The sequence below is a fragment of the Actinomyces sp. W5033 genome, from assembly GCF_051303165.1.
Genome location: NZ_JBPPGD010000014.1, coordinates 1 through 13,924 on the forward strand (window position 1 = coordinate 1; position 13,924 = coordinate 13,924).

Here is a 13,924-nt window from a genome sequence, read left to right on the forward strand (position 1 = left end):
GGGGGGGGGGGGGGGGGTTTTGGTTGGTCTGGTGCCACCCGGATGCGGAGATCAGAACAGTCCGGCGATGTGCGGGACGATGAGGCCCGCGGCGACGGCGCCGATGACCGGGCCGACGATCGGGACCCAGGAGTAGGCCCAGTCCGAGCTGCCCTTGCCCGGGATGGGCAGGAGGGCGTGGGCGATGCGCGGGCCCAGGTCACGGGCCGGGTTGATGGCGTAACCCGTGGGTCCACCCAGGCTCAGGCCGATGACGACGATGACCAGGGCGACGGCCAGCGGGCCAAGCCCGGAGGGGGTCTTGCCCGAGGCGATGATCCAGGCCAGCAGCACGAAGGTGCCCACGGCCTCGGTCACGACGTTCCAGCCGTAGGAGCGCACTGCCGGGCCGGTGGCGAAGACACCGAGCTTGGCGGCGGCGTCGGCCTTCTGGTCGAACTGCTTCTTGTAGGCCAGCCACACGGCGGCGGCGCCCAGGATGGCACCGACCATCTGGGCCACGAAGTACACGATGATGTTCGTGGCCGAGGCGGGGATGCCCTCGGCCAGGTCGCGTCCGGCCACCGCCAGGCCGATGGTGACGGCCGGGTTGAGGTGGGCGCCGGTCTTGTAGGCGGCGTAGACGCCGACGAAGACCGCCAGTCCCCAGGCCATGGTGACGACGATCCAGCCGCCGTCCTTGGCCTTGGAGGTGGGCAGGGCGACGCCGGCGACGACGCCGCAGCCCAGGAGGATGAGAAGGAAGGTCCCAAATGCCTCTGAGGCGAAGATCTGGGGCAGGGTCGCTGTCATTGCGGCACTCTTTCTGCACGGCACTGTGCGGGTTCCGGACGGCACCGGCGCGGTCCGGGTTGTCGGTGGGTGGGTAAGGGAGGGTGTGCTGCCCACCGCCCTAGCCGGTGGCGGCGGGCAGCACGGGGGCATGGGCCCGGGCGGAGGGGGAGGCGTCTCCGGCCGGAGAGTACGGGACTAGACCGCCCTGGTGACGTGGGCGACCGCGGCCTCGTCACTCGCCTCGGCCTCGGCCGCGGCAAGCTCGGCCACGCGCTGGGCGTAGGACTCCTTCTCAGTGGCGACGTCCTGCTCGGACCAGCCCAGCAGCGGTGCCATGACCGACAGGATCTCGTCGGCTGCCGCCAGCCCACGGTCACGGTGAGACAGGTCCAGGCGCAGGCGGCGCAGCAGGACGTCGTCCAGGTGGGCGGCGCCCTCGTGCGTCACGGCCCAGGCGACCTCGGCCCTGAGGAAGACGGGGTCGCCGGTCAGCGGCTCGCCCAGCGAGGGCTCGGCGTCGATGGTCTCCAGCAGGTCCACCACCTCGTCGCCGTAGCGGTCGAGCAGGTGGGTGACGCGCTCGAGCGTCCAGCCGCGCTCGCGGGCGATGTCGCCGGCACGCAGGGTCAGGGCGTGGTAGCCGGCCGCGCCCACGAGGGGGAGGTCAGCAGTGGTGGAGGGGTGGGCCTTGGTGCCGGCCTCACCCAGGGCGTGGTCGACGGCGTCCTGCGCCATGACCCGGTAGGTGGTGAGCTTGCCGCCGGCGATGGCCGTCAGGCCGGGCACGATGCGGGTGACCGTGTGCTCGCGCGAGACCTTGGTGGAGGAGGCCTCGGCCCCGGGACGCAGACGGGGCTGGAGCAGCGGCCGCAGCCCGGCGTAGACGCCGATGATGTCCTCACGGCCGATGGGGCGCTCCAGGACGGCGTTGGCGTGCTCGAGGACGTAGTCGATGTCCGCCGAGGTCGCCACCGGCTTGGCGACGTCCTCGTGCCACGGGGTGTCCGTGGTGCCGATGACCCAGTAGTGGGGCCAGGGGATGATGAACAGGACGGACTTCTCCGTGCGCAGGAAGATGCCGGTCTCCGCGTCGATGGCCTCCTTGGGCACGACGATGTGGATGCCCTTGGAGGCCAGGACCTTGAGCCCGCCCTCGCCGGAGGCGAGGTCCTGGGTGTCCTCGGTCCACACGCCGGTGGCGTTGATGACCTGGCGGGCGTGGATCTCGTGGGACTGTCCGGTCTCGAGGTCGGTGACGATCGCGCCGGTGACGCGCTCGCCCTCACGCAGGAAGCCCGTGACCTTGGTGCGGCTGGCGGCGAAGGCCCCCATGCCCACAGCGGTGCGCACGAGGTCGATGACGAGGCGGGCGTCGTCCACGCGCGCGTCGTAGAACTGGATGGCGCCTGCCAGGTGGGAGGTGTCCAGGGCGGGGGCCAGGGCCTTGGTGCCCTTGCGGCCCAGGTGGCGCTGGGCGGGGACGGTCTGGCGGCCGCGGGCGCCGGCGAGGGCGAGGGCGTCGTACATGCCGATGCCGACGGCGGAGTAGGAGCGCTCGACCTGGTGCTTGAGGGGCCACAGGAAGGGCTGCGCCTTGACCAGGTGAGGGGCTGTCCGGGTCAGCAGACGGCCGCGCTCGGTGAGCGACTCGTGCACGAGGGCGAAGTTGAGCTGGTAGAGGTAGCGCAGGCCGCCGTGGACGAGCTTGGAGGACCAGGAGGAGGTGCCCGAGGCCCAGTCACCCATCTCCACGATGCCGGTGCGCAGGCCGCGGCTGGCAGCATCGACCACGATTCCGGCGCCCGTGACGCCGCCGCCAACGACGAGGACGTCGAGGCCCTCCTCGCCGCTCATCGCCTCCAGCGCGGCGGTGCGCTGGGCGGTGGTCAGGGCACTATTGGCATGACTGGTGGTGCTCATGTTTGCTCCTGGGGTTGGGCGCCTCGGGGAGGCCGGGCGTGGCGGTGCGCTGTCCGGCACAAGGATCACGAGGATGTGTGAGGATGGGCAAGGCTCGTGCACGAACGTGCACGCTCGGACCGGGAGAGGTGAGACGATGACCTCATCGAGCGCCAGAGCGACCACAGGCGACGGCGTGGCGGGCCAGAGCGCCGTCTACACCGCCGCCTCCATGTACTACGTCCAGGGCGAGACCATGGAGGTCATCGCCCGTCACCTAGGGGTCTCGCGCTCCACCGTCTCGCGCCTGCTCTCACGCGCCCGCGAGCAGGGCGTCGTGCGCATCGAGCTGCGTGAGCCGGGGGCCGCCGGCAGCCTGGGGCACCACCTGCTCGACCTGCACGGCGTGCGCGCCCGCATCGTCCCCGTGCGTGAGGGCACCACCGAGATCCACCGCCTTCAGCAGGTGGCCGCCGTCGCGGCCTCCACCTTGACCGAGATGATCGACGCCGAGGTCGCGGCCCTGTCCCCCCACGCCTGCGCAGAGCCCGGCGGGGCAGGTGGGGCGGCAGCCCGGGGGCTGGAGACGGCGCCCGGCGACGGGCTCGTCGTCGGCGTCGCCTGGGGCACCACGATGAACGAGGTCAGCACCGCGCTGAGCAGCCGACCCGTACCGGGCCTGACCATCGTCCAGCTCAACGGCGCCTCCGAGCCCCTGCAGGACGGACCCAGCGCCAGTGACCTCCTGGCGCGCATGGGGCACAGCCTGGGGGCGCGGACCATCACCTTCCCCGTACCCGCCTTCTTCGACCAGGTCACCACCCGCGAGGCCATGTGGTCCGAGCGCTCCGTCAAACGCGTCCTGGCCGTCGCCGCCCGCGCCCGCATCGCCGTCTTCGGCGTCGGATCCCTCGACTCCGAGCTACCCAGCCAGGTCTATGCCGGCGGGCACCTGACCCGCTCGGACCTTGCCATCGCCCGTCGCGAGGAGGTGGTGGGAGACGTGTGCACCGTCCTGCTGCGGGCCGACGGCACCTGGCGTGACATCGACCTCAACGCCCGGGCCACCGGCCCCACGCCCGCCCAGCTCGCCCGGGTCCCGCGCAGACTGTGCGTCGTGGCCGGCACCGGCAAGGCCCGCGCCGCGCTCGCGGCCCTGCGGGCGCGGGTGGCCACCGACCTCGTCATCGACGACGCCACCGCCCGCGCCGTCCTCGCGCTCGGCAGCCGGCAGGAACCACGGAAGGACCGGACATGACCCCCACCACCGTCCCCGCCAGCCGTGCCGTCAGGGCCCTGGGCGGAGGGGTCCTCCTGCGCCCCGCCCTGCCGCGCGACGCCCGTGCCGTCGCCGAGCTCGTGCGCCCCTACGCCGAGCGCCGCATCCTCATCGCCAAGGACCTCATCAGCTACTTCGAGGACATCCAGGAGTTCAGCGTCGCCGAGACCGGCCACGGCGGTGAGCACGGTGCCGCGCCCGAGGCCCACGAGGTGGTCGGCTGCGGGGCCCTGCACGTCATGTGGGACGACATCGCCGAGGTCCGTACCCTCGCCGTGCGGCCCGACCACCTCCACCGCCGGCTCGGCTCCGCGCTGCTCACCCGCCTCGTGGAGCAAGCGCGTTGCCTCGGCCTGCGACGGGTCTTCTGCCTGACCTTCGAGGTCGGCTTCTTCCAGGCGCACGGCTTCAAGCCCATCGAGGGCACCCCTGTGGGCACCGATGTCTTCAGCGAGATGGTTCGCTCGCACGACGACGGCGTCGCCGAGTTCCTCGACCTCGCGCGTGCCAAGCCCAACACCCTGGGCAACACCCGCATGCTTCTCGAGCTGTGAGCGGGGCTGCGCACGTGCCCGGCGCCTGTGCGAAGGGCGGGGCCCCCGGCGTCGCCGGGCCCGAGGCCGCCCGCGAGGTCATCGACTGGTACCGCCACCACGCCCGCGACCTGCCCTGGAGGAGACCCGGCACCAGCCCCTACGCCGTGCTCGTCTGCGAGGTCATGAGCCAGCAGACCCCCGTCGAGCGGGTCCTGCCCGCCTGGCGCGAGTGGATGAGCCGCTGGCCTGACCCGGCGGCGCTGGCGGCCGCCGACGCCGGCGAGGTCCTGCGCGTGTGGGGGCGCCTGGGCTACCCGCGCCGCGCCCTGCGCCTGATGGAGACGGCGCGCGTCGTCGTCGAGCAGCACGACGGCGTCCTGCCTCAGGAGGCTGCCTCCCTCCTCGCCCTTCCCGGCGTCGGCCCGTACACGGCCGGGGCCGTGCTCGCCTTCGCCCTCGGGCGCCGCGCCCTGGCCCTCGACACGAACGTGCGGCGGGTCCTCGCCCGCGCGCACACGGGCACGGCCCTGGCCCCGCCCACCCTCACCCGGGCCGAGACCACCCGTGCCGGCGCCCTCCAGCCCGGCTCCGACGCCGAGGGCTCGGCCTGGTCCGCCGCCGTCATGGAGCTTGGCGCCCTCGTGTGCACGGCGCGCGCCCCGCGCTGCGAGCAGTGCCCCTGGCGCGAGCGCTGTGCCTGGCTCGCGGCGGGCCGGCCGGCTGATGAGCACGCCGGGCGCCGTCGCACCCAGACCTGGCACGGCACGGACCGCCAGGCCCGCGGCCTCGTCATGGCCCGGCTGCGCGAGGCGCCCCCAGGGGCGGTGGTGGGACGCGAGGCCCTGCTCGAGGCGGCCGCGCTCGCAGGGGCCCGGGCAAGCCGGGCGGGGCAGGCGAGCGAGCCGGACCGGGACCAGCCGGGGCGGGCGCTGGCGGGCCTGCTCGCTGACGGGCTCGTCGTCTCCGAGGACGGTGGTCACACCTTCCGCCTGCCGTGAGTGTGCGCCGCCCCGTGCGCGCACCCGGCAGCGGGCAGCAGGGGCGCGGCGGGGCGCTGCGGGCTCGCTGCTGCCCACCGGTACGCTCAGCCCATGGCCCCCGGACGCAGCCCGCAGGATGACGCACGCCGTCGGTCGCAGCCTGCCCGTAACCGGGTGCCCGGGTCCTCACAGGGCGCGCGGGCGCCCCGTGGCACAGGGCGCCCCACCACGGCCGGCCGCCCCGGCGCCGGGCGCACGCAGCCCCAGCGCGCCGCCGGCACGGCGCGCCCCACGCCCTCCTCCCGCACCGCAGGCCGTCCCTCCCAGGGCCGTCGTCCCGCCATGCGCTCCCAGACCCGCCCCGTGAGCCGGCGCGGGCGCCCACCCCGGCCCAGGCGGGCCCGGCCCCGTTACTGGCTGCGCCGGCTCATCGCCCTCATCATCGCCATCGCGCTTCTGGTGGCACTGTCCTACGGCATCATCGCCGCCGCCTCCTGGGTGCGGGACACGATCCGCGCCCAGGACGCGCGGCAGGCAGCGAGAGCGGTCTCCAGTCCCTACCCCGACCCCGTCGCCTGCCCCGCCGCACAGGTCGAGGTCGCCATGAGCACCCCCACGATGGTCGCGGTCGGCGCCGGCCTGAGCATCGCCGTCACGCTGACCAACACCGGTGCCGAGGACTGCCTGCTCGACGTCGGCGCAGCGAACCTCGGTACCGTCATCACCTCGGGAGGCGTGAGGCAGTGGTCCTCACTCACCTGCCCGGCCGAGCCCGCCCAGCGCATGCTCCTCGTTAGAGCGGGTGACAGCGCGACGACGACCCTTACGTGGGACGGGCGTGTGGGCGCCGGGCAGTGCTCCGCGACCACCGCCGATGGGACGGGCGCGCAGGACGGGTCCGCCGAGCCGACCGAGGCTGCGCAGGACGGGTCCGCCGAGCCGACCGAGGCTGCGCAGGACGGGTCCGCCGAGCCGACCGAGGCTGCGCAGGACGGGACGGAGGCCGAGGGCGAGGAGGGCACTCCGGCGCCGGACGCCGACCGTCCTGTCGCCACGGAGGGGACCTACATCCTCCACCTGGAGATGGGGGGCACGGTGGTCACCGAGGACCGCGTCTTCATCATCGGCTGAGACCGCCGCCCGCACTGCGCGTCGCGCGGACGCGCTCACCCGAAGCGGTCGACGAGGGAGGCCTCGGCAAGACGCGACAGGCCGTCGCGCACCGTGCGGGCCCTGCGCGCCCCCACACCATCGACCGCCTGCAGCTCCTCGACCGTCGCCCCGAGCACGCCCTGGAGGGAGCCCCAGTGCTCGGCGACCGCGCGCGCCGTCACCAGCGGCAGCCGGGGGATCTTCGACAGCAGCCGCAGGCCCCGGGGGGACAGGGAGGCGTCGAGGTCCTGGCCGTCGGGCCCGCCCAGCCCCATGGAGCGGGCCACCATCGCCAGGTCGAGCAGGGCCGGGGCCCCGACCCACTTGAGGCGGACGTCCACGGTGGCGGTGTCGAGGTCCTTGGGCAGGTAGTCGGACAGGAGGAAGTCGCGCTCGGCCATGAGTCCGCGCGTCAGCTCCTCATGCTGCAGGGCCAGGAGCCGGCCGTCGGTGCCGAGCTCGATGACGTAGTCGTCAATGTCAGAGGCGATACGGCGCACCATCTCCAGCAGCTGCAGGACGGTGGCGACGTCGCGCACGGTGACCATGTCCTCGATCTCGAGGATGTCGAGCCCCGAGGAGGTGCGGGCCAGCCGGGTCGTGTAGCGCTCCAGGGTGGCCAGGGCCTGGTTGGTGCGGGCGAGGATCGCCTCGCTGGGCTCGATGACGTGGCGGATACCGTCGACGTACAGGGAGATGATCCGCATCGACTGGGACACGGACAGGACCGGGTAACCGGTCTGACGCGCGACCCGCTCAGCCGTGCGGTGGCGCATACCCGCCTCGCTCGTCTCGATGGCGGAGCTGGGCATGAGCTGGACGTTGGCGAGGCGGATGCGGTTGGCGTCCCGGTCGACGACGACGGCGCCGTCCATCTTGGACAGCTCACGCAGGCGGGCGGCGGAGAGCTCGACGTCGAGGGTGAATCCCCCGGAGGAGATCGACTCAACGGTCTCATCGAATCCGAGCACGATGATCGCACCTGTGCGGCCGCGCAGGATGCGCTCGAGGCCGTCACGCAGGACGGTGCCGGGGGCGATCAGAGCAAGCGTGTCGCGCAGGGATCTCGCGTGGGCGTCGGTCATGGGGGCAGTCTCCTGGGTGGCGGCGCCCGGTGGGGCCGGGCCTGCGTCCGTGGGCATCGTATCCACTGCCCGTCGGCCGCGCGCCGGCCCTGCTGCGGTCCTGGGCCGCCGGGTGCGCCAGGCCACGGCAGGTGCTCAGCCGCGGGGCAGGGCCGCGCCGATGGCCTCACCGACGTGGCTCACCGGCAGGACCTGCATCCCGGGCACCGTCCGGAGCTCCGCGGAGCCCGCCAGCGGCACGATCGCCCGGTCGAAGCCGAGGCGGGCCGCCTCGGCCAGGCGCCGCTGGATCCCGACCGTCGCCCGAACCTCGCCGGTCAGCCCCACCTCGCCGAAGGCGGCGAGCCCCGCGGGTGTGGGCAGGTTCCGGGCGGCGGAGACCACCGCCACCGCCACCGCGAGGTCCGTGGCCGGCTCCACCGTCCTGGCCCCGCCCACCGTGGACAGGTAGACGTCCGCGCTCGAGGTGTCCACACCGAGGCGCGCCTGCAGCACCGCCAGCGCCATGGCCACGCGCGAGTGGTCCAGCCCCGAGGTGGTGCGCCGCGGGGAGCCCGCGTTGGTGCCGGCGACAAGGGCCTGCACCTCCACCGGCATGGGACGGCGCCCCTCGAGGGTGACGGTGGCACAGGTGCCCGGGACCTCGGAGCGGGCGGAGGACAGGAACAGCCCGCTCGGGTCCTCCAGGCCGATGATGCCCCGCTCCCCGAGGTCGAAGCAGCCGACCTCGTCCGTGGGCCCGTAGCGGTTCTTCACGGCGCGCAGCAGGCGCAGGCGCGCGTGCCGGTCCCCCTCGAACTGGCAGACGACGTCTACCAGGTGCTCGAGGACGCGCGGCCCAGCGATCCCGCCGTCCTTCGTCACGTGCCCGACCAGCAGGACGGGGATGCTGCGCTCCTTGGCGACGGCGATAAGCGTGCTGGCCACGGCGCGCACCTGGGTGACACCGCCGGCCGAGCCCTCGACCTGGGCGGAGGCGATGGTCTGGACCGAGTCGACGACGAGCAGCGAGGGGCTGGCAGCCTCGACGTGCCCGAGGAGCGCACCGAGCTCGGTCTCGCTGGCGAGCAGCAGGGCCGGGTCGATGGCGTCGATGCGCTCCGCGCGCAGGCGCACCTGGCTGGCGGACTCCTCGCCGGTGACGTACAGGACGGGCCGGGTGCCGCGCTGGCGGGCGACGGCGGCCGCCTTGGCGGCGACGTCGAGCAGCAGGGTGGACTTGCCGACGCCGGGCTCCCCGGCGAGCAGGACGACGGCGCCGGGCACGATCCCGCCGCCGAGCACGCGGTCAAGCTCACCGACACCGGTGGGCTGGGCGCGTGCAGCCTCGGCGGAGACCTCGCCGATGGGGCGTGCGGGCTCGGCCGGGCGCACGGCCGTGGCGCGGGCCAGCGCCGCACCGCCTGAGGGGAGGGCGCCGGGCGCCTCGACGTGCTCCGTGAGCGTTCCCCACTCCTTGCACTCACGGCACTGGCCGAGCCACTTGGGGCTCTGCCAGCCGCACTCGGTGCAGACGTAGGAGGTGCGTGCCTTCTTCGACGTGCTGCTGCGGGTGGGCGAGGGGCTCATGGTGGCAAGACTAGGAGGCGGCTGCGACACGAAGGCCGCTGCGAGCCGCCGCGCCCCTGCTGACCCGGGCCGGGCCCCGGGTGAGCAGGGGCGCGGGCCCGGCGAGGTCAGTGCTGGCCGTAGACGTTCTGGTAGCGGTCGTTGAGGCGGTCCATGAGCTCCTGGGGGATGAGGTGGATCTGGCCGTCCTGCCGCGCGATGTGCACGGTGCGGGCGACCTCCTCGCACATGACCGCGGCCTTGACCGCGCTGCGCGCGTCCTTGCCGATGGTGAAGGGGCCGTGGTTGGCCATGAGGACCGCCGGGGACTTCGAGCCGCGCAGCGTCTCGACGATGCCGCGGCCGATGGAGTCGTCGCCGATGAGTGCGAAGGGACCGACGGGGATCTGCCCGCCGAACTCGTCGCCCATCATCGTCAGGGCGCAGGGGATGGGCTCGCGGCGGGCGGCCCAGGCGGTGGCGTAGGTCGAGTGCGTGTGCACGACGCCGCCCACGCCCTCCATGTGGCGGTAGACGTAGGCGTGCGCCGCCGTGTCCGAGGAGGGGGTGAGGGACTGCGGGGTGCCGTCGAGGATCTTGTTGCCGTCAAGGGTGCACACCACCATGTTCTCGGCGCTGAGCTCGTCGTAGGACACGCCCGAGGGCTTGATGACGAACAGGTCTGTTGGGGCGCCGTCGAGCACGACCCGCTCGGAGACGTTCCCGGCGGTCCACACGACCAGGCCCCAGCGGGGCAGCTCGGCGTGCAGGTCGGCGACCTTCTGCCGGGTGGCGGCGACAGCCTCCTGGAGGTCGGCGTCGAGCTCGGCGAGGACGATAGTGCTGGGCATGGGTACTCCTTGGGGCGTTGGTGAGGTGGGTGCTGTGGGGCGGTGGGAGCGCCGTCGGAGGAGCCGGACCCGGCATGTTAACGTTCACGCTCCTGGGTCCAGGCTACCGCCGCAGCCTCCACCGCGGGAGGGACCTCAGGACACACATGTCGGCCGCCCGGCCCGGGTGGGCTGGACGGCCGACATGTGGTGCTCCGGGCGGAGGGGACGGCTCAGACCTTGGCAGCCAGGGCCTCGCGCGCCACGTGGGCGACGTTCTCGCCCGTGAAGCCGTACTCCTCGAACAGGAGCGTGCCCGCGGCCGAGGCCCCGAAGTGGTCGAGGGAGACGATCGCGCCGCTGTCCCCGACGATCTCGCGCCAGCCCATTGCGATGCCCGCCTCGACTGAGACCTTGACACAGTCCTCGGGAAGCACCTGGCTGCGGTAGGCCTTGTCCTGCTCGGCGAACCACTCCAGGCAGGGGGCGGAGACCACGCGGGTGGGGGTGCCCGCCGTCTGAAGGACCTCGCGGGCGGCGACGGCGACGCCGACCTCCGAGCCGGTGGCGATGAGCACGACGGCGGGCGTCGTGACCTCGTCGTGGGCGTCCGTAGCCTCCAGCAGCGTGTAGGCGCCCTTGCTCACTCCCGCCGCGGCGGCCTCGGCACAGGCGTTCACCGTCAGGTTCTGACGAGACAGGATGATGCCGGCCGGGTTGGACCGGCGCGACAGGATCGTGCGCCAGGCCGCGGCGGTCTCGTTGGCGTCGCCGGGGCGCACGACGTCGAGGCCCGGGATGGCGCGCAGCGCCGCGAGGTGCTCGACCGGCTGGTGGGTGGGACCGTCCTCCCCGACGCCGATGGAGTCGTGCGTCCACACGAAGGTCGTGTCCAGCCCCATGAGCGCGGCCAGACGCACGGCCGGACGCATGTAGTCGGAGAAGACCATGAAGGTGCCGCCGTAGGCGCGGGTCAGACGGTCCAGGGCGATGCCGTTGAGGATGCCGCCCATCGCGTGCTCGCGGATGCCGAAGTGCAGGACGCGGCCGTAGGGGCCGTCGCCCTCCTTCTGGGCGAGCGAGGCGGGCAGGAAGGAGCCGGCACCGGCGATCGTCGTGTTGTTCGAGCCCGCGAGGTCGGCGGAACCTCCCCACAGCTCGGGCATGACGGCGCCGATCGCGGACAGGACCTTGCCCGAGGCCGCACGGGTGGCGATGGAGGAGCCGACCTCCCAGGTCGGCAGCGCCTCGTCGATGCCCTCGGGCAGCTCCTGGGCCTGCAGGCGGGCGAGCAGTGCCGCGCCCTGCGGGTTGGCGGCCTGCCACGCCGCGAAGCGGGCGTCCCAGTCCTGGCGCGCGGCGCGGGCGCCGGCCGCCGCGCGCGCGCGCGTGTAGTCGAGGATCCCGGCGGTCTGGAAGGAGGCCTCAGGGTCCAGGCCGAGGGCCGTCTTCAGCCCCGCGACCTCCTCGGCGCCGAGCTTGGCGCCGTGGGAGCCCTCGGTGCCCTGCTTCGTGGGCGAGGGCCAGGCGATGACCGTGTGCAGGCGGATGAGGGAGGGCTTGGTCGTCTCGGCGCGGGCCGCGACCAGCGCCTCGTGCAGGGCCGTGTAGTCCTCGGCGTACCCGGTGCCGCCGTGGGTCCAGTCGACGTCGAGGACCTGCCAGCCGTAGGACTCGAAGCGGGCGGAGGGGTCCTCGCTGAAGGCGATGTCCGTGTTGCCCTCGATGGAGATGTCGTTGTCGTCGTAGATGGCGATGAGGTTGCCCAGCTGCTGGGTGCCGGCGAGGGAGGCGGCCTCCGAGGTGACGCCCTCCTGCATGCAGCCGTCGCCGAGGATCGTGTAGACGTAGTGGTCGAAGACGGACTCGCCGGCCGGGGCGGTGGGGTCGAGCAGCCCGTGCTCGAAGCGGGCGGCCATGGCCAGGCCGACGGCGTTGGAGAAGCCGGCCCCCAGGGGGCCTGTCGTCGTCTCGACGCCCGCGGTGTGCCCGTACTCCGGGTGCCCGGGGGTCAGGGAGCCGGCGGTGCGCAGGGCGGCCAGGTCCTCGATCTCCAGGCCGTATCCGGCCAGGGTGAGCTGGGCGTACTGGAGCATGGAGGCGTGGCCGATGGACAGGACGAAGCGGTCGCGGCCGAGCCAGTGGGCGTCCGCCGGGTCCCCCTTCATCTCGTACTGGTAGAGCAGGTAGGCGACGCCCGCCAGCGAGATCGGGGTGCCGGGGTGGCCGGAGCCTGCCTTCTCGACGGCGTCGGCGGCCAGCGCCTTGGAGACGTTGATCGCCGTGAGGTCGTCGTCGGTGAGCGCGAAGGGCTCGGTGCTCATGCAGGTGCTCCTTAGAGAGTCTGGGGTCGGGGACGCGGGCCGCCGTGGCCAGGGTGATCCTCCCCCGGCAGCGGTGCGCGGGGCAACGGGAGAGGGCGTGACCGGGCCGGTGGGAGGCGCGTGCCCGGACGGAAGTTGTCTCACCCAAAATGTAGCACGGTTAAACAAAGCGGGCGGGGTCGGGGTGACGGTCAGTGCCTGGGTGGTGGCCCGGTGCCGCCCCTCCTCGTCATCCTGTCCGCATCCAGGCGGCGGGGTCGGCGACAACCTGCTCGAGCAGGGTCCACGCGGCGCCGGTCGCGCCGGGCATCTGGTCGCCGTCGGCCTGCACGACCTCGGGGGTGGACCAGGAGGAGGCCAGCACGCGCGCTCGAAGCTCCTGGGACAGCAGCGGCCGCAGGATCCGCGTGAGTGGGGCGAGGTGGCCGCCCAGGACCACCACCGGGATGTCGAGCAGGTTGACCGCGCCGGCCAGGCCCACGCCCAGTGCGTGCGCGGCCGCATCGACGGCGGCGACCGCCTGGGCGTCGTGGGCCTCGTAGGCGGCCACCAGCGTCTCGGGGGAGTCCTCGTCGCGCAGCCCCGCGGCGCGCAGGATGACGCGGCGCCCGGCGTAGCGCTCGAGGCAGCCGCGGTTGCCGCAGCCGCACAGGGGCCCCGCGGGGTCGATCTGCACGTGCCCGATCTCACCGGCGAATCCCGAGGTGCCGATGATGACGCGCCCCTCGCGCACGATCCCTGCGCCGATGCCGTTCTCGCCGGACAGGTAGATGTAGGAGGGGTAGTGGTGGGTGGAGCCGGGGCGCTCGCGGCCCACGGTGAGGGCGCCGAGGTTCGCCTCGTTGCCCACGAGCAGCTGCAGCCCGGCGGGTGCGAGCGCCGGGGCGAGGTGGTCGGCGGGGCGCACCTGGGACCATCCGAGGTTGGGCGCCCGGAGCAGGACGCCGTCGGACACGAGGCCCGGCAGTGCCAGCGCGGCGCCGACGAGGCGGGCGTGGCCGACGGCGTCGAGGGTGAGGAGGTCGGCGACCAGGTGCGACAGGCGGCTGAGCACGACGGTGGGGTCGGAGCCGGCGAAGTCGTCGAGGACGATTCTCTCGGCCAGCATCTGGCCGGACAGGTCGATGGCGCGCACCGCCATGTGGGTGACGTTGACCTCCAGCCCGAGCGCGACGAAGGTGCCGTGCGGTGGGGCCAGGGGGACGGCCGGGCGCCCGGGGCCGACGGAGGGGACTGGGGCGAGCTCGGCGAGGACGCCGGCCTCGACGAGCTCGTCGGCCAGGCGTGAGGCTGTCGAGCGGGTCATGCCGGTGGTGGCGGCGACGTCGGCTCGCGAGATCGGCTCGTGGGAGGACAGGACCTTCCTGGCGACGAGCGCGAGGTTCGCTGTGCGCAGCGTGGACTGGCGTGCCGACGTGGACGGGTTCGAGGCGGACGGTACCGACGTCGGCGCCGGGGTCCAGGTGCTGGTGACCACGGTCTTGACCCTACCTCATCGACGTGCTATAGTTGCATCA

General features: G+C 73.5%; 11 protein-coding genes. 4 read left to right on the plus strand and 7 right to left on the minus strand.

Annotated elements, in window-relative coordinates; all coding sequences use genetic code 11:
• Positions 1 to 51: 51 nt before the first annotated feature.
• Positions 52 to 792, minus strand: coding sequence for an MIP/aquaporin family protein (locus ACSJJR_RS09480; protein ID WP_435943174.1), 741 nt, complete (start codon positions 790 to 792; stop codon positions 52 to 54).
• 177 nt (positions 793 to 969) lie between these two features.
• The gene (locus tag ACSJJR_RS09485) at positions 970 to 2,694 is read right to left on the minus strand and encodes a glycerol-3-phosphate dehydrogenase/oxidase (RefSeq protein ID WP_435943175.1); all 1,725 of its coding nucleotides are present in this window, start codon (positions 2,692 to 2,694) and stop codon (positions 970 to 972) included.
• 136 nt (positions 2,695 to 2,830) lie between these two features.
• Here ACSJJR_RS09485 and ACSJJR_RS09490 point away from each other — a divergent pair, with 136 nt between their 5' ends.
• The 4 genes from ACSJJR_RS09490 to ACSJJR_RS09505 all read left to right on the plus strand — a co-directional run bounded on the left by ACSJJR_RS09490 (position 2,831) and on the right by ACSJJR_RS09505 (position 6,599).
• Complete coding sequence (locus tag ACSJJR_RS09490; RefSeq protein WP_435943176.1) at positions 2,831 to 3,931, plus strand: sugar-binding transcriptional regulator; 1,101 nt, start codon at positions 2,831 to 2,833, stop codon at positions 3,929 to 3,931.
• Positions 3,928 to 4,506, plus strand: a complete 579-nt coding sequence (locus ACSJJR_RS09495) for an amino-acid N-acetyltransferase (protein WP_435943177.1) — start codon at positions 3,928 to 3,930, stop codon at positions 4,504 to 4,506. The genes ACSJJR_RS09490 and ACSJJR_RS09495 overlap by 4 nt, the downstream gene beginning before the upstream one ends.
• Positions 4,503 to 5,486 carry an A/G-specific adenine glycosylase gene (locus ACSJJR_RS09500; RefSeq protein ID WP_435943178.1) on the plus strand — a complete coding sequence of 328 codons (984 nt, stop codon included), beginning with the start codon at positions 4,503 to 4,505 and terminating at the stop codon, positions 5,484 to 5,486. Before ACSJJR_RS09495 ends, ACSJJR_RS09500 begins: the two co-directional genes overlap by 4 nt.
• A 93-nt stretch (positions 5,487 to 5,579) precedes the next feature.
• Positions 5,580 to 6,599 (plus strand): hypothetical protein, encoded by a 1,020-nt coding sequence (locus ACSJJR_RS09505; protein ID WP_435943179.1) that lies wholly within the window; start codon positions 5,580 to 5,582, stop codon positions 6,597 to 6,599.
• 35 nt (positions 6,600 to 6,634) lie between these two features.
• Here the strand turns inward: ACSJJR_RS09505 and disA are convergent, their stop codons facing one another.
• The 5 genes from disA to ACSJJR_RS09530 form a co-directional block, all read right to left on the minus strand.
• Positions 6,635 to 7,705 (minus strand): DNA integrity scanning diadenylate cyclase DisA, encoded by a 1,071-nt coding sequence (disA, locus tag ACSJJR_RS09510; protein WP_435943180.1) that lies wholly within the window; start codon positions 7,703 to 7,705, stop codon positions 6,635 to 6,637.
• Between the two features lie 135 nt (positions 7,706 to 7,840).
• Positions 7,841 to 9,274 carry a DNA repair protein RadA gene (radA, locus tag ACSJJR_RS09515; RefSeq protein ID WP_435943181.1) on the minus strand — a complete coding sequence of 478 codons (1,434 nt, stop codon included), beginning with the start codon at positions 9,272 to 9,274 and terminating at the stop codon, positions 7,841 to 7,843.
• Positions 9,275 to 9,381: 107 nt separating this feature from the next.
• Positions 9,382 to 10,104, minus strand: a complete 723-nt coding sequence (locus ACSJJR_RS09520; RefSeq protein WP_435943182.1) for an L-ribulose-5-phosphate 4-epimerase — start codon at positions 10,102 to 10,104, stop codon at positions 9,382 to 9,384.
• A 212-nt stretch (positions 10,105 to 10,316) separates the two neighbouring features.
• Positions 10,317 to 12,407 carry a transketolase gene (gene tkt, locus ACSJJR_RS09525; protein WP_435943183.1) on the minus strand — a complete coding sequence of 697 codons (2,091 nt, stop codon included), beginning with the start codon at positions 12,405 to 12,407 and terminating at the stop codon, positions 10,317 to 10,319.
• 229 nt (positions 12,408 to 12,636) lie between these two features.
• Complete coding sequence (locus ACSJJR_RS09530) at positions 12,637 to 13,884, minus strand: ROK family protein (RefSeq protein ID WP_435943184.1); 1,248 nt, start codon at positions 13,882 to 13,884, stop codon at positions 12,637 to 12,639.
• Positions 13,885 to 13,924 lie beyond the last annotated feature (40 nt).